The sequence below is a fragment of the Zoogloea oleivorans genome, assembly GCF_008107625.1.
In the GTDB taxonomy this organism is placed as follows: domain Bacteria; phylum Pseudomonadota; class Gammaproteobacteria; order Burkholderiales; family Rhodocyclaceae; genus Zoogloea; species Zoogloea oleivorans.
Window position 1 is genome coordinate 1 of record NZ_SDKK01000004.1, and the last position, 22,965, is coordinate 22,965.

The 22,965-nt window shown below is 63.3% G+C and carries 21 protein-coding genes and 1 riboswitch; of the genes, 15 read left to right on the forward strand and 6 right to left on the reverse strand.

Annotated features, from left to right (window positions below; all coding sequences use genetic code 11):
* The 5 genes from ETQ85_RS04800 to ETQ85_RS26570 form a co-directional block, all read left to right on the forward strand.
* The coding region (locus ETQ85_RS04800) for a YaaC family protein (protein ID WP_222862062.1) at window positions 1-228 on the forward strand (228 nt) is incomplete at its 5' end.
* A gap of 101 nt (window positions 229-329) precedes the next feature.
* The gene (locus tag ETQ85_RS04805; protein ID WP_148577922.1) at window positions 330-821 is read left to right on the forward strand and encodes a hypothetical protein; all 492 of its coding nucleotides are present in this window, start codon (window positions 330-332) and stop codon (window positions 819-821) included.
* Window positions 808-1,176, forward strand: a complete 369-nt coding sequence (locus ETQ85_RS04810) for a hypothetical protein (protein WP_148577923.1) — start codon at window positions 808-810, stop codon at window positions 1,174-1,176. The genes ETQ85_RS04805 and ETQ85_RS04810 overlap by 14 nt, the downstream gene beginning before the upstream one ends.
* Before the next feature lie 497 nt (window positions 1,177-1,673).
* Window positions 1,674-2,420 carry a hypothetical protein gene (locus tag ETQ85_RS04815; RefSeq protein ID WP_148577924.1) on the forward strand — a complete coding sequence of 249 codons (747 nt, stop codon included), beginning with the start codon at window positions 1,674-1,676 and terminating at the stop codon, window positions 2,418-2,420.
* Window positions 2,421-3,060: 640 nt separating this feature from the next.
* Window positions 3,061-3,351, forward strand: a complete 291-nt coding sequence (locus tag ETQ85_RS26570; protein WP_222862063.1) for a hypothetical protein — start codon at window positions 3,061-3,063, stop codon at window positions 3,349-3,351.
* Window positions 3,352-3,426: 75 nt separating this feature from the next.
* Here the strand turns inward: ETQ85_RS26570 and ETQ85_RS04825 are convergent, their stop codons facing one another.
* Together ETQ85_RS04825 and ETQ85_RS04830 are read right to left on the reverse strand one after the other, a co-directional pair.
* Entirely contained in the window at window positions 3,427-3,942 is a 516-nt protein-coding gene (locus tag ETQ85_RS04825; protein ID WP_148577926.1) for a hypothetical protein, read from the reverse strand.
* 18 nt (window positions 3,943-3,960) lie between these two features.
* Window positions 3,961-5,964 (reverse strand): UvrD-helicase domain-containing protein, encoded by a 2,004-nt coding sequence (locus ETQ85_RS04830; RefSeq protein ID WP_148577927.1) that lies wholly within the window; start codon window positions 5,962-5,964, stop codon window positions 3,961-3,963.
* Window positions 5,965-6,138: 174 nt separating this feature from the next.
* On the opposite strand from ETQ85_RS04830, the gene ETQ85_RS04835 reads away from it, so the two are divergent.
* The 9 genes from ETQ85_RS04835 (at window position 6,139) to ETQ85_RS04875 (ending at window position 13,702) form a co-directional block, all read left to right on the forward strand.
* Window positions 6,139-7,086, forward strand: a complete 948-nt coding sequence (locus ETQ85_RS04835; protein ID WP_148577928.1) for a homoserine kinase — start codon at window positions 6,139-6,141, stop codon at window positions 7,084-7,086.
* A 109-nt stretch (window positions 7,087-7,195) separates the two neighbouring features.
* Entirely contained in the window at window positions 7,196-7,987 is a 792-nt protein-coding gene (locus tag ETQ85_RS04840; protein ID WP_187394581.1) for a BPSS1780 family membrane protein, read from the forward strand.
* A 4-nt stretch (window positions 7,988-7,991) separates the two neighbouring features.
* Window positions 7,992-8,759, forward strand: a complete 768-nt coding sequence (locus ETQ85_RS04845; protein ID WP_148577929.1) for a BPSS1780 family membrane protein — start codon at window positions 7,992-7,994, stop codon at window positions 8,757-8,759.
* Window positions 8,746-9,399 (forward strand): nicotinate-nucleotide adenylyltransferase, encoded by a 654-nt coding sequence (gene nadD, locus ETQ85_RS04850; protein WP_148577930.1) that lies wholly within the window; start codon window positions 8,746-8,748, stop codon window positions 9,397-9,399. Before ETQ85_RS04845 ends, nadD begins: the two co-directional genes overlap by 14 nt.
* A 4-nt stretch (window positions 9,400-9,403) precedes the next feature.
* A complete protein-coding gene (gene rsfS, locus ETQ85_RS04855; protein WP_148577931.1) occupies window positions 9,404-9,772 on the forward strand; it encodes a ribosome silencing factor in 369 nt (122 codons plus the stop codon).
* A 43-nt stretch (window positions 9,773-9,815) separates the two neighbouring features.
* On the forward strand, window positions 9,816-10,286 hold the full coding sequence (rlmH, locus tag ETQ85_RS04860) for a 23S rRNA (pseudouridine(1915)-N(3))-methyltransferase RlmH (RefSeq protein WP_148577932.1): 471 nt from the start codon (window positions 9,816-9,818) through the stop codon (window positions 10,284-10,286).
* A gap of 1 nt (window position 10,287) precedes the next feature.
* Window positions 10,288-10,899 carry a Maf family protein gene (locus ETQ85_RS04865; RefSeq protein WP_148577933.1) on the forward strand — a complete coding sequence of 204 codons (612 nt, stop codon included), beginning with the start codon at window positions 10,288-10,290 and terminating at the stop codon, window positions 10,897-10,899.
* Window positions 10,900-10,975: 76 nt separating this feature from the next.
* The gene (rng, locus tag ETQ85_RS04870; RefSeq protein ID WP_148577934.1) at window positions 10,976-12,430 is read left to right on the forward strand and encodes a ribonuclease G; all 1,455 of its coding nucleotides are present in this window, start codon (window positions 10,976-10,978) and stop codon (window positions 12,428-12,430) included.
* Window positions 12,431-12,634: 204 nt separating this feature from the next.
* Window positions 12,635-13,702 carry a helix-hairpin-helix domain-containing protein gene (locus ETQ85_RS04875; protein WP_148577935.1) on the forward strand — a complete coding sequence of 356 codons (1,068 nt, stop codon included), beginning with the start codon at window positions 12,635-12,637 and terminating at the stop codon, window positions 13,700-13,702.
* 101 nt (window positions 13,703-13,803) lie between these two features.
* Here the strand turns inward: ETQ85_RS04875 and ETQ85_RS04880 are convergent, their stop codons facing one another.
* The 4 genes from ETQ85_RS04880 to uvrA form a co-directional block, all read right to left on the reverse strand.
* The gene (locus ETQ85_RS04880; protein WP_148577936.1) at window positions 13,804-14,346 is read right to left on the reverse strand and encodes a M48 metallopeptidase family protein; all 543 of its coding nucleotides are present in this window, start codon (window positions 14,344-14,346) and stop codon (window positions 13,804-13,806) included.
* Window positions 14,347-14,370: 24 nt separating this feature from the next.
* A complete protein-coding gene (locus ETQ85_RS04885; RefSeq protein ID WP_148577937.1) occupies window positions 14,371-15,105 on the reverse strand; it encodes a PhnD/SsuA/transferrin family substrate-binding protein in 735 nt (244 codons plus the stop codon).
* A gap of 222 nt (window positions 15,106-15,327) precedes the next feature.
* Complete coding sequence (locus ETQ85_RS04890; protein WP_148577938.1) at window positions 15,328-16,314, reverse strand: phospholipase A; 987 nt, start codon at window positions 16,312-16,314, stop codon at window positions 15,328-15,330.
* An 11-nt stretch (window positions 16,315-16,325) separates the two neighbouring features.
* A complete protein-coding gene (uvrA, locus tag ETQ85_RS04895; RefSeq protein ID WP_148577939.1) occupies window positions 16,326-21,839 on the reverse strand; it encodes an excinuclease ABC subunit UvrA in 5,514 nt (1,837 codons plus the stop codon).
* 135 nt (window positions 21,840-21,974) lie between these two features.
* A riboswitch (cobalamin riboswitch) is annotated at window positions 21,975-22,161 on the forward strand.
* 42 nt (window positions 22,162-22,203) lie between these two features.
* Here uvrA and bluB point away from each other — a divergent pair.
* Window positions 22,204-22,953, forward strand: coding sequence for a 5,6-dimethylbenzimidazole synthase (gene bluB, locus ETQ85_RS04900; RefSeq protein ID WP_148577940.1), 750 nt, complete (start codon window positions 22,204-22,206; stop codon window positions 22,951-22,953).
* Window positions 22,954-22,965: the final 12 nt, after the last annotated feature.

Below are 22,965 nucleotides of genomic sequence, written 5' to 3' on the forward strand. Positions count from 1 at the left end.
TTCAGAGTTGAAACCGCCCTTTCCAACTCCCAGCTTGTCTTGATATTTGCTGCGATGCATCGACTGAGCGAGCTTAGTCGTTACGATCCAATTGCTCTGGCTGGGCACTTCAACGTCAATCACAACTGGCTGCTGTCGGAATTCATCCGCATGGCTCCTGGACAGTTTGTATATGGCATGGCGTCCGAGATCACTGGCCTTGAGTTCATTCGTCCAGATGCCTTCTAGTATTTCTAACACTTCGTTCCAGGGGACGCTCTGCCTATCGGCGGCGCGCCCCTGAACTCGGACGTTAGGCTTCATGAAACACACTGAGCTATGCTAAGAAAATGGATACGATAGATGCAATCGGTTTGCTGCTAGGAGTTATTGGCTTAGCCATAACATTGTGGCAATTGCACAAGACACGCAGTGCTGCGGAAGCAGCAAAGGAGTCTGCTTCTCAGGTCGTGGTTTCAATCCAGCGCTTTGAAGCGGCCACCAAAATGCACGAGGTCTGCGCTAGGTCGCGCGAATTGCTTCGCGTACTTCACGGCAGAACATTGGCTCCAGCCGCACACGCAGCTTTCGAGCTTCGCGACGCAATGGCGAGGTATGGCCATGATCCACATAGTCAAGCGGTTGCCACCACCGTAGAGTGGAAGAAAGCTCATGGGGAGGCCAGAGAAATCCATGAAAGACTAGAAACAGCGGCGCTGGTCAACAGAATTGGAGCGGATGAGCGTGCTGCTCTTCTGCATTCGGTTGCCCGCCTTCATACTGAATTTACATCTATGGCAGCGAAGGCTGCTGCCAATGGAGTTAATGATGCCAATACCTAAAGATTACAAAGATATAGTCACGGCGCTGTTTGAAAAAACTAATGCAGGTCGTGTTAATTGGAAAAATAGTCGCTTTGGTATCGAGGTCAAAGTTGACAAGTCTAAGTTCAAACTTTGGAGCGGCACAGACGAAAACACAGACGAGGCATTTGTAGCCTTCGCTCTAAACGACCTGAACGGGAGCACCATGGACTCGTGGTACGTCGACGAAGGTGACGCAGACTACGATCAAATGACCCTTTTGTTTTCTGCAGCAAAAAGATATGCTAACGGTGTTCCTCAGCGCCTGTCAGAGCTAAAAAATGTCATATTGAAACTGGATTTTCTAGGTGAGTCTGAAGATGATGAGCTTTGAGAAAGCGGCATAATTTGTTGCGAATGCCAGAGCGTGCCTACGCGCCCCAGCCTAACAGGCTGGTCAAGCGGACACCAACAAGCTCTGCATGTTGGTGTCCGCCGCACTTCGTGCTCCGGTGTGGCTTACCGCAGGCGTTGAACGACAGCTTTCCTTAAAGCTCAACGACGGCATAGGGTCGGGCGCTGCCCGTCAAGCTTTTGGACAGCGGTCGCAGGGCTGAATGTCGGCTGACGGGAATCTGCGACAGGCACAAGTCGGCCAGAAGCGGCCTATCGCCATCCGATCCGGATAGCGGCCATCCGGGTGGAAAGGTATGCTCCAGTACGTCGTGCCACATGGATCGGATCACCCCTATGCCGACGGCTGCTGCTTTTCCTGTTCTGTTATTTTTCCTTGCGAGTGGCTCCTGCTTCTAAACAGTCACTTGCAGAACAAGTTATCCGGCATCCCGATGTTATGCGGCAGAACTGTCGCCCTAAAACAGAGTTAGGCGCATGGCGCTCACAGACATGACTATCGATCAAATCATTGCTCTATCAGCAAGTGTGGGCGCATTTATGTCGGCCATTGCCACCTTTTTGACCGTCAGGCAAATGTCGCATCAACGTCAAGCATCGTATCTGCCAGAACTTGTGCTTTCACGAACGATATTTAAAGGTACAGCAAACCCGATTGCGGCCGGCCCAATACCAAGTCACTGGATTCCCAAAGCTAGAAACGAAAGTAAGACCGAGGTAATGCCGCTATTTTCATTGCCCTTAACCAATGTTGGGCTAGGAGCAGCGAAAGACATTTCAGTTTCATGGTCGTTTCCGATTGAGAAAATTGTTCGTCAAGTAAACGACCTTGCGCAAAAAACACTGACGCCGCTCTACTTCGAGCTTGAAGATGGTGCGGTATCAATAAAGTCAGAAAGTCTTGGAGGCGGCACTTCCTTCTGGAAAAACCAACAGAAGGAAATGATTGATTATGTACTTCCAGCCGCAGTTCAAAATGAACCAGTGCAACTAAAGATTCCTCACGCGTTTGTACTCATGGTCTCTGCCCTTTTCTTTGTCTCATCAAAAGATGCAGGCAAGAATTCAGCTCTCGATATTCCTTCGCTTGTTGTGCACTTGAGCTTTCGCGACATTGGTAACAAAGCTCATACCGCTGCCTTCGAGATCAGCCTTCAAGTAATCGCTTATGGTGGGGACGGTAGCTTCCTTCATGGGTATTTGGAGTCCAAAAAATGCGCCTAACCCATCATTCCACCGGACCTGCGCGAAAAGCCGCGCAGTCCGGTGAATTCAAACGTTAGCTAGTAAGGAGGTTTTCATGGCATATCACTATCAATGTGCAGAGTGTTATTGCACGCTGTACTATGAAGAAGCCAGAGATGGGGAACCCATATACAGTGTAGTAAATGGCGATCTTTGTTCATCATGTCAATCTCAAAAGGAAGAGGAACTCTACGACTACTATGATGATGACGATTGAAATTCAATATCCAACCAGCTAACAAATCATTCAAGCCGACGCTTTCCAGCGCGGCTTAATTTAGGCGTTGAACGACAGCTTTCCTCAAAGCTCAACGGCAACATTGGGTCGAATCCAGACCTTATCCATACCTCGCTCGGGTCGAGTACCGCCGTTCGCAGCCGACGAAAGCAGCCATTCAGACTCAGCAAACCGACAACGCCATAACCCCCCATGCACCTCCGAGGCCTTCATCATTTCGCCGCACTCACTGCGCTCCTCCTCGTCACCAGTCACGCCAACGCCCAATCGCTCCCTCCACCCACCAAAACCGTTTTCAGGTGCGAGGAAGGCGGCAAGATCGTCTATTCGGACGCGCCTTGCCTGGGCGCCAGGAAAATCGACGTTGAGCCGACTCGTGGCGTGAGCAAGTTGTCAGGGAAGGAGCGCATCGGCAGCACGGTTCAGCACGAGCTTCGGCGTGAGCAGATCGCCGAAGCGGTCCGCCCCCTTAGTGGGATGAACCCGCAGCAGTTCGACACCTTCGGGCGGCGCCAGAGTCTCTCATCAGCGGCACAGCGTGAATGTCTGCGTCTGGATGAACAGGTGATGGCCGCGGAGCGGGACGAGCACGGCGCCAAGGGGCCGGTGCTGGCAGATATCCAGGCGCGGCTTTTCGGCTTGAGGAAGCGCTTCAGGGAATTGGGGTGTTGAGAGTGAGGCCAGTCGGCCTCCCGACTCAATGGGCTTGCATCCCCTTCCCCAGCATCACCCTCTAAAAGCGAAGCGTCAGAACGCCCATGAGTTTCTCATAGCAGCAAGATCCCGCTGGAGGTCGCGCATTTTCTCGATAGAAGCACGCAACTCATCCAAAGAGAATTCCGTTTGACGCTGGTCGGGCGACGTTGGTAGACCGCTCACATGAAAGACGCAACGGCCATAAGCCTCGACACCCCATCGCCCATGAGCCAGCTTATTTCGAATCTTGCGAACCTCATGGGCTTGATCTATCCAGCTGCGATAGGCTTGCTCTTTTTTCGACCCACTTGCGGATGACTTTTCGAGCAGGTTCACCATCAGATCCAGTCGACCAGAAAAACTGAGCGCTGATGCCTTGATCGTCAGTGACTCAAGCTCGCGCCCGCCGTCATGCCAGACAAGGCATAAGCCCTGCGCCATCTCGAGTCTGCCAAACTCAAAGAGGAATTCGCCAAGCAAGCTTGCAGCCTCACGCTCGGTCTTTTCCCGTGCGGCGAACATTTCCGCCACAGTCCATTCCTCATAGGGCTTTTCAGAGTCGGTCATGCTTTGGTCTCGGTGTTCCTACCCAATCGTCCCCGGCTTGTTCCCCAGCATCGCCCGTAAATTCGCAATCCGCGCCTTCGCATCCTCCTTCGTCACCGGCTCGGCGGATTTGCGGTCGTTGCGTTTGATGCCGTCTTCGCCCATTTCGTCGATGAAGCGGGAGGGGTCGCAGGTGCGTACGTCGCGGCCGGATTTGCGGCGGTCGCAGTAGGTGATGGTGAGGCTGCGCTGGGCGCGGGTGATGCCCACGTACATGAGGCGGCGTTCTTCTTCGAGCGTGCCTTCGTCGATGGCGGACTGGTGGGGCAGCAGGCCTTCTTCAACGCCAACCAGAAAGACGTGCTTGAATTCGAGGCCCTTGGAGGCGTGCAGGGTGGCGAGCTGCACCTGGTCGAGTTCTTCGTCGTCCTTGTCGAGCATGGTGATCAGGCTGATGGTCTGGATCATGTCGAGCAGGGTTTTGCCGTCGTCTTCGCCCTTGCGGGCCAGCCAGCCGGTGAAGTCGCCGACGTTGGCCCACTTGGTTTCGGCTTCGCGCGGTTCGCAGCTTTCGTACAGCCAGGCTTCGTAGTTGATGGCCTTGAGCATGTCGTTGATGACGGGGCCGGCGGGTTCGCGCGGGGCGCGGTGGGCCATGCGGTTGATGAAGTGGCAAAACTCGCGCACGGTGTCGAGCTGGCGGGCGTTCATGTGTTCGGTGACGCCTTCCTCGAAGGCGGCGGTGAACAGGCTGATGTTGCGCATGCTGGCGTAACGGCCGAGCGCTTCGATGGTGGCCGGGCCGACGCCACGGCGGGGGATGGTGATGGCGCGGATGAAGGACAGGTCGTCATCTTCGTTGGCGATCAGGCGCAGGTAGGAGCACAGGTCCTTGATCTCGGCGTTTTCGAAGAAGCTGCGCCCGCCGGAGATGGCGTAGGGGATCTTGTGGTTGCGCAGTTGTTGCTCGAAGAGGCGGGCCTGGTGGTTGCCCCGGTAGAGGATGGCGTAGTCCTTGAAGTGGGTGCGATTCTCGAACTTGTGGGCGGAGATCTTCATCACCACCGATTCGGCTTCGTGCTCGGGGGTCTGGCAGGCCACCACGGTGACCATGTCGCCGGCGCCGTGCTCGGACCACAGCTTTTTGTCGAAGAGCTTTTCGTTGTTGGCGATGACGGCGTTGGCGGCCTGCAGGATGCGCGTGGTGGAGCGGTAGTTTTGTTCGAGCTTGATGACCTTGAGCTTGGGGTAGTCGACGGGCAGCTGGCGCAGGTTCTCGACGTCGGCACCGCGCCAGCCGTAAATGGCCTGATCGTCGTCGCCCACGGCGGTGAAGGCGCCACGCACGCCGGTAAGCAGCTTGAGCAGGCGGTACTGGGCGCGGTTGGTGTCCTGGTATTCGTCCACCAGCAGGTAGCGCAGCTTGTTCTGCCAGCGCTCGCGCACTTCGGGATGCTCGTCGAAAATCTTTACCGGCAGGCGGATCAGGTCGTCGAAGTCCACGCCCTGGTAGGCGCGCAGGGTCTTGTCGTATTCCTGGTAGAGCAGCGCGGCCGACGAGGCCACTTCATCATTGGCCAGCTGGGCGGCTTCGTTGGGCTCGATGAGGGCGTTCTTCCAGCTGGAGATTTGCCACTGGATGGCCTTGGCGCGGTTCTTGTCGGTGCTGCCGATCATCTCGGAGATGATCTGCGTGGTGTCGGACGAGTCAAGAATGGAGAACTGCGGCTTGAGGCCGAGCAGTTGCGCTTCCTGCCGCACGATGCGCACGCCGAGGGCGTGAAAGGTGCACACCACGAGGCCCTTGGTGGCGCGGCCGCCCATCAGTTTGTTGATGCGCTCCACCATTTCCTTCGCCGCCTTGTTGGTGAAGGTGATGGCCGCGATGTTGGCCGGGTTGAAGCCGCATTCGGTGATCAGGTAGGCGATTTTCTGGGTGATCACCCGCGTCTTGCCGCTGCCGGCGCCGGCCAGCACCAGGCTGGGGCCGTCCAGGTAATGGATGGCTTCACGTTGCGGGGCGTTGAGCAGAAGGGCAGACATGGGCGGCAGAGGAACATCGGGCAGAGCAGGGAAGGCATTCTACCGCGCTGCGACAAACCCCTCCGGATTCCCGTGGGTCGGACTTCAGTCCGACAGCGCACGTTCAGCCAGGGGATGTCGGACTGAAGTCCGACCCACAGGGGTGGGGGAAGGATGATGTAAGCTGTGTCCATCATGTCCGTCTTTACTCCCGTCACCGACGCCGATCTCGCTGATTGGCTGAAGAATTACGCCATCGGCCGCCTGGATGCCCTGCAGGGTATTTCCGCGGGTGTGCAGAACAGTAACTTCTTCGTTACCACCAGCCTTGGCCGCTATGTGCTCACGCTGTTCGAGACCATGCCGCGGGCCGAGCTGCCTTTTTACCTGCACCTGATGGCCCATCTGGCCCGCCACGGTTTGCCCGTGCCGGCGCCCATCGCCAATCGGGACAACGAATACCTGGGCAGCCTGTCGGGCAAGCCGGCGGTGCTGGTCAGCCGCCTGGCGGGCAAGTCCGACATGGCGCCCGACGTGGCGCGGTGCACGCGCATCGGGGCAATGCTGGCCGGGCTGCATCTGGCCGGCCAGTCCTTCGGGCGCAAGCAGGCCAACCCGCGTGGCGCCAGTTGGCGGCAGCATTGTGCGGCCCGGGTGCGCGCCCATCTGCCCGCGGACGAACAAGCCGAACTCGATGCGGAACTCGTCTTTCAGTCCGGCTTCAATCTGGAGACCCTGCCGCAGGGCGTGATTCACGCCGATCTGTTTCGCGACAACGTGTTGTGGGACGGCGACTACGTGGGCGGGGTGATCGACTTCTATTTTGCCGGGCAGGATGCGCTGCTCTTTGACGTGGCGGTGACGGTGAATGACTGGTGTGCCGATGCCGACGGTCAGCTCGACGCGGCGCGCACGGCGGCCTTGCTGGCGAGCTACGCCGAGTCGCGGCCCTTTACGCCTGCCGAACGGGCGGCCTGGCCGGCCATGCTGCGCGCTGCGGCACTGCGCTTCTGGCTGTCACGTCTGGAAGATTTTCATCTGCCGCGCGCCGGTGAAATGGTGCTGGTGAAGGATCCGGGCGAGTATCGGCGCATCCTCCGCCTGCGTGCGGCCAGCAACACGACGCCGCTGTTGCCGGCATGATTTTGTATCCATCCCGCACACGCGGTTTGAACTTGGCAGCGGATTTGGGCTAGCATCGCGTCGCAGTGCAACATCCTGATTTTTCATTCCGTTTTCCATTCGTACAGCCATGACCGAACCGGCCTCCCCGGCAGCCCATTCCCACAACGCCGCACGCCATCCGCGGCCGCGCCATGTCTCGCCTGCCGAGAGCCTGGCGTGGCTGAAGGCTGGCTGGACTTATTTCGTGCGCGATCCGGGCGTGTGGGTCGCCATCAGCGTGATCTTCATCGTCATGCTGTTCGTCCTCGGGCTGGTGCCGCTGCTCGGCTGGGCCGTGGTACTGATCGGTTTTCCGGTGATGGTGGCGGGCATGGTGCTGGGTTGCCACGCGCTGGCCGAGGGCAAGCCGCTGCGCATCGAGCACCTGTTCGCGGGGCTCAAGGTGCATGCCGGCAACCTGTCGCTGGTTGGTGTGTTCTATCTGCTGGGCGGGCTGATTGCCGGCTTCGTGTCGGTGGTGGTGGGTGGCGGTGCGCTGCTCACCGGCTACATCCTCGGCGCGCTGGCCGGGCTCGGCATGGGTCTGGTGAGTGGCGTGGTGCTGGGCAGCGTGGTGTTCTCGGTGCTGTGGGTGCTGCTCATTACCGCGCTGTGGTTTGCCGCGCCGCTGGTGGTGCTGCGCAACACGCCGCCGCTGGACGCGATGAAGCTGTCGCTGTCGGCCTGCTTCAGCAACATCGGCGCCTTCATCGTGCTGGGCGTGCTGATCTACGTGCTCATCTGGGTGGCGATGATTCCCGCCGGGCTCGGTGTGCTGGTGCTCATCCCGGTGCTGGCCGGTACCCTTTACGCGTCCTATCAGGACGTCTTTGGCGACGCACCGGTGCTGCCGCCGGCCGTCACCCATACCGCGGAATAAACCGATGCAGGCGCGTACTTTGCCGGCCCCGCGTGGCTGGATGTGGATTCTCGACGGTTTTGCGCTGTGGAAGCGCAATCCGGCCCTCATCACCTTTCTCGTCTTTGGTTACTGGTTCTGCCTGCTGATTGTCGCGGCGGTACCCTTCATCGGCCAGGTGCTCATGTCGCTGGCCATGCCGGCCCTGTCGCTGGGCATCTTCAACGGCTGCAAGGCGGTGGCCGAGAAGCGCAAGGCCGGGCCGGAAATCCTCATCTCGGGCTTCAAGCAGAACCTGCCCGAGCAGGTGAAGATCGGCGGCATCTACCTGATCGGCACCCTGGTGGTGCTGGGCCTCACGGCGCTGGCCGATGGCGGCATTCTGGCCGAACTGATGCTCGGCAAGCGCAAGCTCGACGACGCCACCGCCGAAGACCCGGCACTGATGTTCTCGCTGCTCATCGGCACGCTCGGCTCGACGCCGCTGATGATGGCCTACTGGTTTGCCCCGCTGCTGTGCGGCTGGGGCCGCATGTCGGCAGTCAAGGCCATGTTCTTCAGCTTCGTGGCGTGCTGGCGCAACTGGCGCGCCTTTATGGCCTACGGCCTGGGCCTGATGATTGCGGTGCTGATCCCCGGCCTGCTGATCAGCCTGCTCGGCCTGCTCTCGCCGATCCTCAGCACGCTGCCGGCCATCGCCCTGCCGCTGATCTTCATTCCGGTGGTGTTCGCCAGCTTTTACGCCAACGCCTGCGACGTGTTCGACCACATCGGGCCCGATGACGCAGCCTGAGCACGCGCTGGGGCTGTTTGGCGGCACCTTCGATCCCATCCACTACGGCCATCTGCGCCTCGCCGAAACTGCGCGGGAAGCCCTCGGCCTCGAACGGGTGCGTTTCATCCCCGCCGGTCGTCCGCCACACCGCGGCACGCCGGGCGCCAGCGGCACCGATCGTCTCGCCATGGCACGCCTGGCCACCGCCGACAATCCGGCCTTCGAAGTGGACCCGGCCGAGGTGGACGCAGCACAAGCCAGCTTCACCATCCTGACCCTCGAACGCCTGCGCCTGGCCCTCGGCCCCCATCGCCCGCTGGTGCTGCTGCTCGGCGTCGATGCCTTTCTCGGCCTGCCCGGCTGGAAGCGCTGGACCGAGCTGTTCGACTTCGCCCACATCGCCGTGGCCAACCGGCCGGGCTACAGCCTCGATGCAGCGCAGATGCCCACTGAGCTGGCGGCCCTCACCGAACAGCGCCAGGCCGCCCCGAACGCCCTCGAAACCCGCCCCCACGGCGCCCTGGTGCAGTTCGCCATGACCCCGCTGGCCATCTCGGCCACCGATATCCGTACCCGACACAGCGCTGGCCACAGCCTGCGATATTTGCTCCCCCCGCCGGTTCTTGACTATATTTCCCGGCATCAACTCTATCTTTGAATCAATGAACATCACCGAATACGAAACCCTCGTCGTGACCGCCCTTGAAGACATCAAGGCCAAGGACATCCTGGTCATCGACACCTCGCGCCTCACCTCGCTCTTTGAACGGGCCATCATCGCCACCGGCGACTCCAACCGCCAAACCCGCGCGCTGGCCCGCCACGTGGCCGACAAGGCCCGCGAAGCCGGTCAGGAAGTGCTCAGCATCGAAGGCGAAGGCACCGGCGAATGGGTGCTGCTGGATCTGGGCGACATCGTCGTGCACCTGATGCAGCCGGCCGTGCGCAGCTACTACAACCTCGAAGAGCTGTGGGCCGCCTCGTCGGCCCGTCCGCTGCGCCCGGGCAACGCCGCCGCCCACGCCGCCTGACCCTCTCCCCCTGCGGCGGGCATTCGTCCGCCGCCCCTTCGCCATGAAACTCCTTCTCGTTGCCGTCGGCACGCGCATGCCCGCGTGGGTCGACACCGGTTTCGACGACTTCGCCAAGCGCATGCCCCGCGAGCTGCCGCTGCAGCTCATCGAGGTGAAGGCCGAGCCACGCACCACCGGCAAGACCGTCGAAGCCATGATGGCGCTGGAAGCCGCGCGCATCGAAGCGGCCCTGCCGCCCCGCTGCCGCCGCCTGATCCTCGACGAACGGGGTGAAGACCTGACCACCAAAGCCCTCGCCAAGCGCATGGAGCGCTGGCAGGACACCGGTGACGATGTGGCGCTGATCGTCGGCGGCCCGGACGGGCTCGATCCGGCCCTCAAGGCCACCGCCCACGAGACGATGCGGCTGTCCAGCCTGACCCTGCCCCATGCCATGGTTCGCGTGATGCTCGCCGAAGCGATCTACCGGGCCTGGAGCCTGTCGAAGAATCACCCCTATCACCGGGAATGACATGAGCCACACCGCCATCTACCTCGCCTCCAACAGCCCGCGCCGGCGCGAGTTGCTCAAGCAGATCCACGTCAGCTTCGAACCGCTGCTGTTCCGCGGCCCGGGACGCGAGGATCACGACATCGCCGAACATGTCCTGCCCGGCGAAGATGCCGTCGCCTACGTGCGCCGGGTGGCCCTGGCCAAGGCCGAGGGCGGCATCAAGCGGGTACTCTGGCGCAGCCTGCCGCAGCGCCTGCTGCTGGCCGCCGACACCACGCTGGAAGTGGATGGCGAGATCATCGGCAAGCCCGACAACGACGAGCACGCCCAGGCCATCCTGCGCGACCTGTCGGGCCGCACGCACCAGGTTCTGACCGCCGTGGTGGTGACCGACGGAACCCGCTACGCGCAGCGCCTGTCCACCAGCCAGGTGCGCTTCCGGCGCATCACGGAAGAGGAAATCCGCCACTACGTGGCCACCGGCGAAGCGGCCGACAAGGCCGGCGCCTACGGCATCCAGGGCCGCGCGGCGATCTTCATCGAGGAGATCCGCGGCAGCTACACCGGCATCATGGGTCTGCCCCTGTTCGAGACGGCGGCCCTGCTGCGTGAATTCGGATATCCTCTGTGACAATCAGAAGAGATCGCTGATGGACTGACTGCGGAGGCGGACGGGTCATCACCCATCTCCGTTTGCCGCCCGCGCCATGTCCGAAGAATATCTGATCAATTTCACCCCGCAGGAAACCCGCGTCGCCCTCATGCAGCAGGGTGTCGTTCAAGAAGTGCATGTCGAACGTACCGCCAGTCGCGGCATCGTCGGCAACATCTATCTCGGCAAGGTCGTGCGCGTGCTGCCCGGCATGCAGTCCGCCTTCATGGACGTGGGCCTTGAGCGCACCGCCTTTCTGCACGTCGCCGACATCTGGTCCGATCGCCACGCCGGCGACCCCGTGCGGCCCATCGAGCGCATCCTGTCCGAGGGTCAGAACCTCATGGTGCAGGTCCTCAAGGACCCTCTCGGCACCAAGGGCGCGCGCCTGTCCACGCAGATTTCCATCGCCGGCCGGATGCTCGTCTATCTGCCCCAGGACAAGCACATCGGCATCTCCCAGCGCATCGGCGACGAAGCCGGCCGCGAAGCCCTGCGCGAACGGGTCAGCCGCCTGCTGCCCAAGGATGAAACCGGCGGCTACATTGTTCGCACGATGGCCGAGAACGCCACCGACGAAGAACTCGCCGCCGACATCGCCTACCTGAAAAAGCTGTGGACCGAGATCAAGAACCGCACCGTCGGCGCCCGCCCGCCGATGGTGCTGTACCAGGATCTCAACCTCGCCCAGCGGGTCTTGCGCGACCTCGTCACCGACGGCACCACGCGCATCGTGGCCGACTCGCGGGAGAACTTCCAGAAGCTGTCGTCCTTCGCCGCCGAATACATGCCGCAGGTCACGCCGCTGCTCGACCACTACACCGGCGAGCGCCCACTGTTCGACCTGCACGGTGTCGAGCCGGAAATCGAGAAGGCCCTGGCCCGGCGGGTAGACCTCAAGTCCGGTGGCTACCTGATCATCGACCAGACCGAGGCGATGACCACCGTCGACGTGAACACCGGCGGCTTCGTCGGTGCGCGCAACTTCGACGACACCATCTTCAAGACCAACCTCGAAGCGGCCCAGTCCATCGCCCGCCAGCTGCGCCTGCGCAACCTCGGCGGCATCATCATCGTGGACTTCATCGACATGGAAAGCACCGAGCACCGCAGCGCCGTGCTCGACGAATTCCGCAAGGCCCTGGCCAAGGACCACACCAAGATGACGGTGAACGGCTTCACCACCCTCGGGCTGGTGGAGATGACCCGCAAGCGCACCCGCGAATCCCTGGCCCACCTGCTGTGCGAGCCCTGTGCCACCTGTGGCGGGCGCGGTGAAGTGAAGACCGCGCGCACCGTGGCCTACGAGATTCTCCGCGAGCTGCTGCGCGAAGCGCGCCAGTTCAACGCCCGCGAGTTTCGCGTGCTGGCCGCCCCCAACGTCATCGACCTGTTCCTCGAAGAGGAATCCCAGGCCCTTGGCATGCTCTCCGACTTCATCGACAAGACTATTTCCCTGCATCCGGAAGCCAGTTACGGACAGGAACAATTCGACATCGTGCTGCTCTGATGCGCGCCTTTTACCCCGCTTGCAACGGGGTAAAAATGCCATCGCAATTAACGCACCAATGTAGTGCAAACCGGCTATTGACGCGGTTTTGGGCGATTTTCTGCACCTCGTCAGTGCATTCAAATATTCAATCGCCACATGATTGACGCTGCCCTTGGGACGCCCGCAGAATCCGCCGCCTAGACCAATGGCAGGTACCAAAAGATGCACACCCAGAACACCCTCCAGGCCGCCTCCGGCCTTAGCGCCAGCGCCGTCCGGATTGGCTCCAACCATGGCTACGCCTTCGACGGCGACAACGTGCGCCTCGATGCCGAACTGCTGATCGGCAATCCTGAAGCCGCCGCCGCCCAGGACTGGGCACTGCAACTGTGGGCCTGCGACGCGCCCTTCGACGGTGTCGCCATTCGCGGCACCAAGGTCGCCGAATTGCCGGTTGCCAACCAGGCCTGGATCAGTGCCCTGACCCCCGCCTTCCCGCCCGCCGGGCGTGCCGAACATTCGATGGTGCTGGTCCTCGCCTCCGGTCAGGATGGCAGCTTCGACCAGGTGAACGACTACGCCAACTTTCCGCAGACCGAAATCTTCGTGCAGCCGCGTCTCACCGGCACCACCGGCTTCAGCCTCGCAGAAGACAGCGTCACCCTCAACGTGGATGCCATCGACAACCCGCGGAGCGCTGACAACCTGAGCGGCTCCCTGTCCCTCGAACTGTGGGCCTATGCCGACAGCAAGCCGGAAGGCATCCAGCTGGCTGCCGCCAATCTGGGCAGCCTGGCCGGCCAGAACAGCTGGTACGAGCTGGCCATCGACGCGCCCCTCATCGCCAAGCCCGCCGGCACCTGGAACATCGCCCTGCTGCTGCGCGAATGGACCAACGCCGGCTACGTGACCCGCGACTTCGCCAACTTCGCCCTGCCGGTAAGCTGGGCTGCCGAAGCCGCCCCCGAAGCCAAGCCTGCCGCTGTGGCCAAGCCTGCTGCCAAGCCGGCCGCTGCCCCCAAGGCGGCTGCCGCGAAGGCTGTCGCGCCGAAAGCCGCGGAGCCGAAGGCCGCTGCCGCCAAGGCTGCTCCGAAGGTTGCCGCGGCTCCCGCCAGCGTGTCGGTCAACAAGGCCAGCGAAGCCGAACTCGCCGCCGTGAAGAGCCTGCCCAAGGCCGTTGCCGCCGCCATCGTCGCCGCCCGCCCCTTCAAGACCCTCGACGAACTGGTCAAGGTCAAGGGCATGGGCGTGAAGATGCTCGACAAGCTGAAAGGCAGCCTGAGCCTGTAAGACAAGCCACGTGGGTCGGACTTCAGTCCGACTCGACTAGCTGAACCTGTGCTGTCGGACTGAAGTCCGACCCACAAGGGCCCTGACCGGGGATTACCGGCTCAGGGCTTTTTCTCGTTCACGGCCGGCAGCCACAAGCCTTCGCCGGTCGCCTCCAGCAGCGTCAACCAGGCCCGCACGTCGAACTCGAACTGGTGGTAATCGGGCTCCATCCGGCAGCACAGCTGGTAGAAAGCCTTGTCGTGCTGGCGCTCCTTCAGGTGGGCCAGCTCATGCACGACGATCATGCGCAGAAATTCCGGCGGCGCCTCGCGGAACAGTGTGGCGACGCGAATTTCGCGCTTGCTCTTGAGCTTGCCACCCTGCACGCGGGACACCGTGGTGTGGGTGCCCAGCGCGTTGTGAATGGTCTGCAGCTTGCCGTCGTAGGCCACCTTGCTCAGCGGCTCGGCATTGCGCAGGTGGCGGGCCTTCAGCTCGCCGACATAGTCGTAAAGAGCTGTGTCGTTGCGCACGGCATGAGGTGCCGGATACTTCTTGAGCAGCAGCGGGCCGAGGCGGCCCTCTTCAAGCAGTTCGCGCACCTGGGCCACCAGGTTCGGCGGGTAACCGTGCAGATAGCGGAGGGGGAGTTGGCTGGACATGGGGCGCTTCGGACGGCAGTTCGGCTAGCGCGACTCCCCGATCAGGGCTGCCAGCGGGGCCAGCACCTCTTCGCCCACCGGCTCGAAACGCTCGAAATGCAGATCGTCGAGCACCCGCTTGCCGGACGGGTCGAGATGCATATTGCACAGGATGTGCTGAATCGCCTCACGCTTGTCGGCCCACTCGGGTGACACCATGAAGCAGTGAAAGGCCCGGCCGCCAGTACTCTCGCCCACCACTTCGAGCTGGGCGCGGGTTGCAGCAGCCAGACCGGCCCAGGTTTCGTTGAAGACAAAACCGAGGTCGGCTTCATCCTGCAATACGGCCTTCGCCGCATTGAGATGGTTGCCGACGAACTTGAAGCTGGCCTTCGCGGGGTCGATCTCCAGCGTGCGCAGCACATCCAGCCCCAGGTCGTGAATCACCAGCTTGTCGGTGGCGCTGGCAATGCGCGGGCTCTCCAGCGCAGCGGCGCCGGCCTTGCGTACCACCACTGTCTCGTCCACCACCCCGGCCGGCCGGGCAACCGGCACGAAGCCCTTGTCGCGGGCAAAGCACAGGGCGCTGTAGGGGTTGGCATAGACAACGTGAAAAGCATTGTCGAGCACAGCCTGACGCTCGACGAGGAAGTTGTCCTGCGGCTCGAAATGGATCCCGGTACCGAGATTGCGCTGCAGGTAGGTGTTGAGGGTGAACCAGCCAAGCAGATTCTTGGCCGTGTCATGGGGGCATACGCTGAGCTTGAACTGGCTTGCCATCTGTTCAGGCTTCCGAACGACAGCGGGATGCAATCGACAGCAGGATCGACGGACTCTTCAGGGACATGACGGGAACCTATATCGGGATTGAGATTGATCCGCGACCTCCCGCCAGAACCTTAATCCGCCTGGCAGGAGAGCCTGGGGTGCATGATGTTAGCAAATACCGTTTGCAATTTCTCACACTTCTATAAATCCATATTAATGACCTATGGATTTCCCCTACATCCAGTCCACCAGCGCAACACCCGCACCGAAAGTTGTCTGCCGGTGGTTGTAGTCGATCAGCGTCTCGCCATAGCCGCTGAAGAGTTGCATGAAGCCCTTCAGGTTGCGGTGGATCGGAAAGCTCCAGTCGAGCTGGGCGGAGCCGCGCTCACTGAGCAGATTGCCACGCAGGTTGAGGCCGATGCCGTGCTCGCCGAGCTTCCACATGGCCTGGATGTCGCCGTGGCCGAGGTAGCGGGTGATGTCCGGGTTGTCATCGCTGCTGGCTTTTTCATGGACGCGCACCCACGGGCGCAGAACCACCGCAAAATCGCCGCGCTCGATGCCCACCTGGGCGGTCAGCCGGTTCCAGCTGCGTGACAGGGGCTCGGGGCGACCGTTGGACTGGTGATTGAAGCCAACCGACATCATTTTCAGCTTGAAGCCGGCGCCCATGTCCAGGTTGGTGCGGAACACCGCCATCAGCTCGGGCTCGTAGTCTGTCTCGCGAAAGGGCGAGGAATCGCTCTTGTTGTAGATCTGCCAGCTGGATTGCTGGGTGTAGCCGAGCCACAGATCGCCGTGACGGCCGAACAGGCCCTCCCACAACTTGGTCTTGAAGCTGATCTGGTACTTGGACTCGACCGCGTTCACGTCCATCGGCGCGGCCACCGTATTCGACGGATTGGCCGAGGTGGGCCGGGCGTTGGGCGAATTGCTGACGCGCCCGAGCAGAATGTAGGTGGGCTTGTAGGGTTTGATCAGGAAGGAGCCCTTCTTGTCCTCCGCATCGAGTTCCCAGCGGGCCGAAAAGGGGCTCGTCTCGGCAACCTCAGGCGGCGGCGCTTCCTTGTGCGGCCGGCCGGCGGCCTCGTCGTAACAGGCCAGGCGCTCGGTATTGTCAGCGATCACCGCACAGGCGCTGGCATCACCGGCCAACGCCCTGCCCGCCATGGTCAGTAATACAGCAGTACAGCTACCCAGACGTATTGTCTTGTTCAATTTTTTCACTCTCAGTGGGCGCGGCGCGCCAGAAGAAACTCTCCGAGGATACGCCCCGTGTGCGAGCGCGCCGCTTTCACCACCGTTTCCGGCGGCCCTTCGGCGACGATCTCGCCACCGCCGTCGCCGCCTTCCGGCCCCAGATCGATGATCCAGTCGGCCTCGGCCATCAGGTCGAGATCATGTTCGATGACCATGACGGTATGGCCGGCGTCGGCCAGGCGATGGAGCACGTGAATAAGCTTCTCCACATCGGCCATGTGCAGGCCCACGGTCGGCTCGTCGAGCACGTACAGGGTGTGGCGCTCCGGCGGCAGCGGCCGACCCGGGCCGGTGGGGGATTCGCCGGCCCGGCCGCGTACCTTGGAGAGTTCGCTGACCAGCTTGATGCGCTGCGCCTCGCCGCCAGACAGCGTCGGGCTGGGCTGGCCGAGAGTCAGGTAGCCCAGGCCCACGTCCTGCAGCAGCCTGAGCGGATGGGCGATGGACGGATGGGCGGCGAAGAAGTCCACCGCGTCTTCCACCGGCATGCGCAGCACCTCGGCAATGCTCTTGCCGCGCCACTGCACGGTGAGCGTTTCCGGGTTGAAGCGGGCGCCGCCGCAGGCCTCGCAGGGCAGCTTCACGTCGGGCAGGAAGTTCATCTCGATGGTGATCTGGCCCTGCCCCTCGCACACCGGGCAACGCCCGGCGCCGGTATTGAACGAGAAGCGCGAAGCCGTCCAGCCACGCAGCTTGGCCTCGTTGGTTTCGGCGAACATCTTGCGGATGGCGTCCCAGAAACCGATGTAGGTGGCCGGGCAGCTGCGCGGCGTCTTGCCGATGGGCGTCTGATCCACTTCGAGCACGCGGCCGATCTGCTCGCGCCCGTCGAGGGACGCGCAGCCCACCGGGCCGGCGGCGACAAGGCTGGCGTGCAGCACGTCGCGGGCAAAGGTCGACTTGCCCGAGCCGGACACGCCGGTGACCACTGTCAGGCGCCCCAGCGGCACGCGGCCGGTGACCGACTTGAGGTTGTGCAGCGTGGCACCCTTCACCACCAGCGCGGGGTGATCAGCCGGCACCGGCCGGCGCGGCGCCAGCGGATGCACCAGCGGCGTGGCGAAGCAGCGCCCGGTGGCGGATTCCGGCGCCGCCATCAGGTCGGCCAGGCTGCCCTCGGCGACGATACGCCCGCCGCGCACACCGGCCCCCGGGCCGATGTCGATGACGTGGTCGGCACGACGGATGGTGTCCTCGTCGTGCTCCACCACCAGCAGCGTGTTGCCGCGCGCGCGCAGGGCTTCCAGCGTGTCGAGGAGCAGGCGGTTGTCGCGCGGGTGCAGGCCGATGGTCGGCTCGTCGAGGATGTAGCACACGCCGGTGAGGTTGGAGCCCAACTGGGCAGCCAGGCGGATGCGCTGGGCCTCGCCACCCGAGAGCGTCGGCGCGGCGCGGTCGAGGGCCAGGTAACCGAGGCCGACCTTCTGCAAGAAATCCAGCCGGCCGCGGATCTCGGTGACCAGGTCGCGGCCGATGTCCACCTCGCGGGCCACCAAGTCCAGCCCGTCGAAAAAGCCCGACACCTTGCCCACCGCCAGCGAGGCCAGTTCGTGCAGGCCCAGGTCGCGGAAACGCACGGCGCGGGCCACCGGATTCAGGCGGGCGCCGTGGCAACTCGGGCAGGCTTCATCGGTCTCGCCTTCCAGCTCGCCCAGGTCGAGTTCATCCGGATTCTCGACCTTGTTGTCGATCTTCAGGCCGGTGCCGTAGCAGTCGGGGCACCAGCCGTGCTTGGCGTTGTACGAGAACAGACGCGGGTCGGGCTCGGGGAAGCTGGTGCCGCAATCCGGGCAGGCGCGCAGCGTGGACAGGGTCAGCAGCGCGGCGCCCTCGCCTGGCGGCAACACTTTGAGCACGCCCTTGCCGTGTTCGAGCGCCGCCTGCACGTGCTCGCGCAGCGTGGCTTCGGTATCGGCACCCACTTGTAGCGTGCCCACCGGCAGCTCGATGTTGTGTTCCTTGTAGCGGTCGAGGCGCGGCCATCCCTTGGTCGGCAGCGCGTCGCCATCGACGCGCAAGTGCTCAAAACCCTTGCCGCGCGCCCACTTGGCGAGATCGGTGTACAAGCCCTTGCGGTTGATGACCAGCGGCGCCAGCAGCGTGACGGACTGGCCTTTGAAGTCGCGCATGATCTGGGCGACGATGGCCTCGAAGCTCTGCGGCGACACCGGCACGTCGCAGTCCGGGCAGTACTGGGTGCCGAGCTTCACATACAGCAGGCGCAGGAAGGGCTGGATCTCGGTGAGCGTGCCGACCGTGCTCTTGCGCCCGCCGCGGCTGACCCGCTGCTCGATGGCGACGGTCGGCGGAATGCCGAAGATGGCGTCCACGTCGGGCCGCGCCGAGGGCTGGGCAAACTGGCGGGCGTAGGCGTTCAGCGACTCCAGGTAGCGCCGCTGACCCTCGCCGAAAACGATGTCGAAGGCCAGCGTCGATTTACCGGAACCCGACAGGCCGGTGATCACCGTGAACTTGTCGCGGGGAATCGACAGGCTGATGTTCTGCAGGTTGTGGTGGCGGGCGTGGTGGATACGGATGGCGTTCTCGGCCACCGGCCGGTAGCGCACGGCCGGCTCGGCGACTATTGGCGCCGCGTTCATGCTGGCCAGCTGCGCGGCGTAGTCGGCCAGGGCCTGGCCGGTGTAGGAGCCGGGCGTGGCGATCACCTGCGCCGGCGTGCCTGCGGCCACCACCAGACCACCGCCAGCGCCACCTTCGGGGCCGAGGTCGATGAGCCAGTCGGCGGCGGCGATGACGTCCAGGTTGTGCTCGATGACGACCAGCGAATGGCCGGCATCGAGGAGCTTCTCGAAGGCCGACAGCAGCGTCGCCACATCCTCGAAGTGCAGGCCGGTGGTCGGCTCATCGAAGAGGAACAGCAGGCCGGGCTCGGCCTCGCCGGCGGCGCCCTTCTTGGCCTTCTTGGTGGCCAATTGAGCCGCTTCGGCCAGGTAGCCGGCCAGCTTGAGGCGCTGGGCCTCGCCGCCCGACAGGGTCGGCACCGGCTGGCCGAGGCGCAGATATTCGAGGCCCACGTCGGCCAGCGGCGCCAGCGCGGCCTGCACGGCCTTCTGGTCGGCAAAGAAGGCCAGCGCTTCGGAGACAGTCATCTCCAGCACGTCGGCAACGCCCTTGCCGCGCCACGACAAGGCCAGGATTTCGGGCCGGTAGCGCTTGCCGTCGCAGTCCGGACAGCGCAGGTACACGTCGGACAAAAACTGCATTTCCACGTGCTCGAAGCCCGAACCAGTGCAAGTCGGGCAACGCCCGGTGCCCGAGTTGAAGCTGAAGGTGCCCGGCGTGTAGCCGCGCTCCTTCGATTCATCGAGGTTGGCGTAGAGCTTGCGGATCGCGTCCCAGGCGCCCACGTAGCTCACCGGATTGGAGCGGGCGCTCTTGCCGATGGGTGACTGGTCCACCATCACCACGCCCTTCAGCTGTTCCAGCCCGGCCAGGCCGCTGAAGGCGCCGGGCACTTCGGAAGGCTGGCCGAAGTGCTTGGCCAGCGCCGGAAAGAGCACGTCCTGGATCAGCGTCGATTTGCCCGAGCCGGACACGCCGGTGATGCCCACCAGGCGCTGCAGCGGGATCGCCACGTCGATGCCCTGCAGGTTGTGCTCGCGGGCACCCTGCAGCGTCAGGCGCGGTGCATCGGCCGCCACCGGGCGGGGCACACGGCGCGCATCGACGCGCTTCCGGCCCGACAGGTAGGCGCCGGTCAGCGACTCCGGATCGGCGGCTATCTCCCCCGGCGGGCCGTAGGCGACGATCTCGCCACCCCGCTCGCCGGGGCCAGGGCCGATGTCCAGCAGGCGGTCGGCCGCCAGCATCAGCTGCGGGTCGTGCTCAACGACGACCAGCGAGTTGCCCGCGTCGCGCAGGCGCTCCATCACCCCGAGGATGCGCGCGATGTCGCGCGGGTGCAGGCCGATGGACGGCTCGTCGAGCACGAACAGGGTGTTCACCAGCGAGGTACCCAGCGCCGTGGTCAGGTTGATGCGCTGCACTTCGCCACCGGACAGGGTGCGCGACTGGCGATCGAGGGTGAGGTAGCCGAGACCCACGTCCTGCAGGTACTTGAGGCGGCCCTTGATTTCGACCAGCAGCAGTTCGGTGGCCTCATCCAGCGGCGCCGGCAATTCCAGCGCGGCGACGAACCCGGCCACGTCGCTGATCGGCAGCGCCATCAGCTCATGCACGGCCAGCGCGCCGCTGGTGGCCGGCAGGCGCCACAGCAGCGCATCCGGCTTGAGGCGGGCGCCGTGGCAGGCCGGGCATTCGGTGTAGCTGCGGTAGCGCGACAGCAGCACCCGGATGTGCATCTTGTAGGCCTTGCTCTCCAGCCAGTCGAAGAAGTGGCGCACGCCGTACCAGTAGCGCGGCCACGACGAATCCCAGCTCTTCCACTTGGGGTCGCCTTCGAGCAGCCATTCCCGGTGTTCGGGCGGCAGGTCGCGGAAGGGGATGTCCATGGCCACGCCGTACTTTTTGGCCATCTTTTCCAGGTCGCCCTGGCACTCCTTGAAGCTCGGGCTCTGCCAGGGTTTGACGGCGCCTTCTTCCAACGTTTTCGACTCGTCCGGCACCACCAGGCTGAAGTCCACGCCGATGACCCGCCCGAAGCCCTTGCAGGTTTCGCAGGCACCAATCGGCGAGTTGAAGGAGAACAGGCTCGGCGTCGGGTCGGAGTAGGAAATATCGCAGTCGGCGCAGTGCAGCCCGGCGCTGAACTTCCAGCGGGTTTCGCCGGCATCGCCGACGGCATGCACGCTGATGTGTCCATGGCCGGCGCGCAGGCCGATTTCCAGCGCCTCCATGACCCGGGCGTGCTCGGCATTGCCGAGGCGGAAGCGGTCCTGCACCACGTCGAGCACGTCGCCATCGCGGGCGTGGATGCGCGTGTAGCCCTGCCCGGCCAGCAGGCTGGCGATTTCGTCCGGCGTGAAGTTGGCCGGCACCGTCACCGGAAAGCTCACCACCAGGCGCGGATCGCCCGCCGCCGCGGCCTTGTCGGTGAGTTCGGCAAAGATCGTCGCCGGCGTGTCGCGCGTCACCGGCTTGGCGCAGCCGCGGCAATGCAGGCGGGCGCCGCGGGCGTAGAGCAGCTTGAAGTGGTCGGCCAACTCGGTCATGGTGCCGACCGTCGAGCGCGAGGTGCGCACCGGGTTGGTCTGGTCGATGGCAATGGCCGGCGGCACGCCTTCGATGCGATCCACCTGCGGCTTGTCCATGCGGTCGAGAAACTGCCGCGCGTAGGGCGAGAAAGTCTCCACGTAGCGGCGCTGGCCCTCGGCATACAGGGTGTCGAAAACCAGCGAACTCTTGCCCGAGCCGGATACCCCGGTTACCACCACGAGTTCGTTGTGGGGAATGTCGAGGGACAGGTTCTTCAGGTTGTTCTGGCGGGCGCCACGAATGCGGATGGCGTTGGCTTCAACAGGACCGTGGTCATGGTCGGCAGTACAGGCGGGATCGGAGCACATGGCGGGAGTCGGGGAAGGCGGGCAGACGGGAATTGTAGGGTGCCTGAAGCAGACCCGCTGCCCGCGCGTCGGTTCCCTGCTCCGCCCCGCAGCCCCGAATGCGGCTTGCCAGTTGCTAATCGCTCGCTTACGATCTCGCCCCTTGTATCTCCGGGTGCCGTTCAGCCTGCGCTGAATGGAGAATCGGGAAGGCGGTGCAAATCCGCCACGTGCCCAACGCTGTAAGGAGGACGCTCGCCACAACAAGCCACTGATGCAAGTCGGGAAGGCGTGGCAGCGGTTGAATCCAAGTCAGAAGACCGGCCGGGAGATCGTTTGATGGCTGCACGGCCAGGCAGCCAGTGTTTTTCCAGAAGGGGAATTCATGGAAAACCCGACTTTGCAGCACGCCTTCGCGGACAGCGAACGCGCTGCCGTCTATCGCAGCATCTTCAATCGCCGTGACGTCCGCGGCCAGTTCCTGCCCGACCCCGTACCCGACGCAGTACTGAGCCGTCTGCTGATGGCCGCCCACCACGCCCCGTCCGTCGGCTTCATGCAGCCGTGGAACTTCGTGCTGGTCCGCTCACCCGAGGTCAAGCAGCGCGTCCGCACGGCCTTCGACAAGGCGCACGGCGAGGCGGCCCTGATGTTTCCGGAGGGCAAGCGCGAAATCTACAGCCAGCTGAAGCTCGAAGGCATTGTCGAATCGCCGATCGGGCTGTGCATCACCTGCGACCGCCAGCGCACCGGCCCGGTCGTCGTCGGCCGCACCCACATCAAGACGATGGATTTGTACTCCAGCGTCTGCGCCGTGCAAAACCTCTGGCTGGCGGCGCGCGCCGAAGGCCTGGGCGTTGGCTGGGTGAGCATTTTCAACCAGTCCGAATTGCAGACGGCGCTCGGGATTCCCGAGCACATCGTGCCGGTTGCCTATCTGTGCATCGGCTACGTCAGCCACTTCCACGACAGGCCGGAGCTGGAAAAAGCCGGCTGGCTGCCGCGCCTGCCCATCGAGGAACTGGTCTTTCACGACCAGTGGGGCGCCACCGACTCCGGACAGGACATGCCGCTGACCACAGTATTGCGTGACATGCAGGCCAGCATCCAGAAAGACGGCACCTACCCGCGATAAACCCGCGCAGCG

Bases quoted from the DNA above. Each gene is read 5' to 3' on its own strand.
- rng (WP_148577934.1), top strand. From the start codon at position 10,976: ATGTCCGAAGAATATCTGATCAATTTCACCCCGCAGGAAACCCGCGTC.
- ETQ85_RS04840 (WP_187394581.1), top strand. From the start codon at position 7,196: ATGACCGAACCGGCCTCCCCGGCAGCCCATTCCCACAACGCCGCACGC.
- rsfS (WP_148577931.1), top strand. From the start codon at position 9,404: ATGAACATCACCGAATACGAAACCCTCGTCGTGACCGCCCTTGAAGAC.
- ETQ85_RS04835 (WP_148577928.1), top strand. From the start codon at position 6,139: ATGTCCGTCTTTACTCCCGTCACCGACGCCGATCTCGCTGATTGGCTG.
- ETQ85_RS04830 (WP_148577927.1), bottom strand. From the start codon at position 5,964: ATGTCTGCCCTTCTGCTCAACGCCCCGCAACGTGAAGCCATCCATTAC.
- nadD (WP_148577930.1), top strand. From the start codon at position 8,746: ATGACGCAGCCTGAGCACGCGCTGGGGCTGTTTGGCGGCACCTTCGAT.
- ETQ85_RS04815 (WP_148577924.1), top strand. From the start codon at position 1,674: ATGGCGCTCACAGACATGACTATCGATCAAATCATTGCTCTATCAGCA.
- rlmH (WP_148577932.1), top strand. From the start codon at position 9,816: ATGAAACTCCTTCTCGTTGCCGTCGGCACGCGCATGCCCGCGTGGGTC.
- ETQ85_RS04825 (WP_148577926.1), bottom strand. From the start codon at position 3,942: ATGACCGACTCTGAAAAGCCCTATGAGGAATGGACTGTGGCGGAAATG.
- ETQ85_RS04885 (WP_148577937.1), bottom strand. From the start codon at position 15,105: ATGGCAAGCCAGTTCAAGCTCAGCGTATGCCCCCATGACACGGCCAAG.
- uvrA (WP_148577939.1), bottom strand. From the start codon at position 21,839: ATGTGCTCCGATCCCGCCTGTACTGCCGACCATGACCACGGTCCTGTT.
- ETQ85_RS04845 (WP_148577929.1), top strand. From the start codon at position 7,992: ATGCAGGCGCGTACTTTGCCGGCCCCGCGTGGCTGGATGTGGATTCTC.
- ETQ85_RS04875 (WP_148577935.1), top strand. From the start codon at position 12,635: ATGCACACCCAGAACACCCTCCAGGCCGCCTCCGGCCTTAGCGCCAGC.
- ETQ85_RS04880 (WP_148577936.1), bottom strand. From the start codon at position 14,346: ATGTCCAGCCAACTCCCCCTCCGCTATCTGCACGGTTACCCGCCGAAC.
- bluB (WP_148577940.1), top strand. From the start codon at position 22,204: ATGGAAAACCCGACTTTGCAGCACGCCTTCGCGGACAGCGAACGCGCT.
- ETQ85_RS04805 (WP_148577922.1), top strand. From the start codon at position 330: ATGGATACGATAGATGCAATCGGTTTGCTGCTAGGAGTTATTGGCTTA.
- ETQ85_RS04865 (WP_148577933.1), top strand. From the start codon at position 10,288: ATGAGCCACACCGCCATCTACCTCGCCTCCAACAGCCCGCGCCGGCGC.
- ETQ85_RS04810 (WP_148577923.1), top strand. From the start codon at position 808: ATGCCAATACCTAAAGATTACAAAGATATAGTCACGGCGCTGTTTGAA.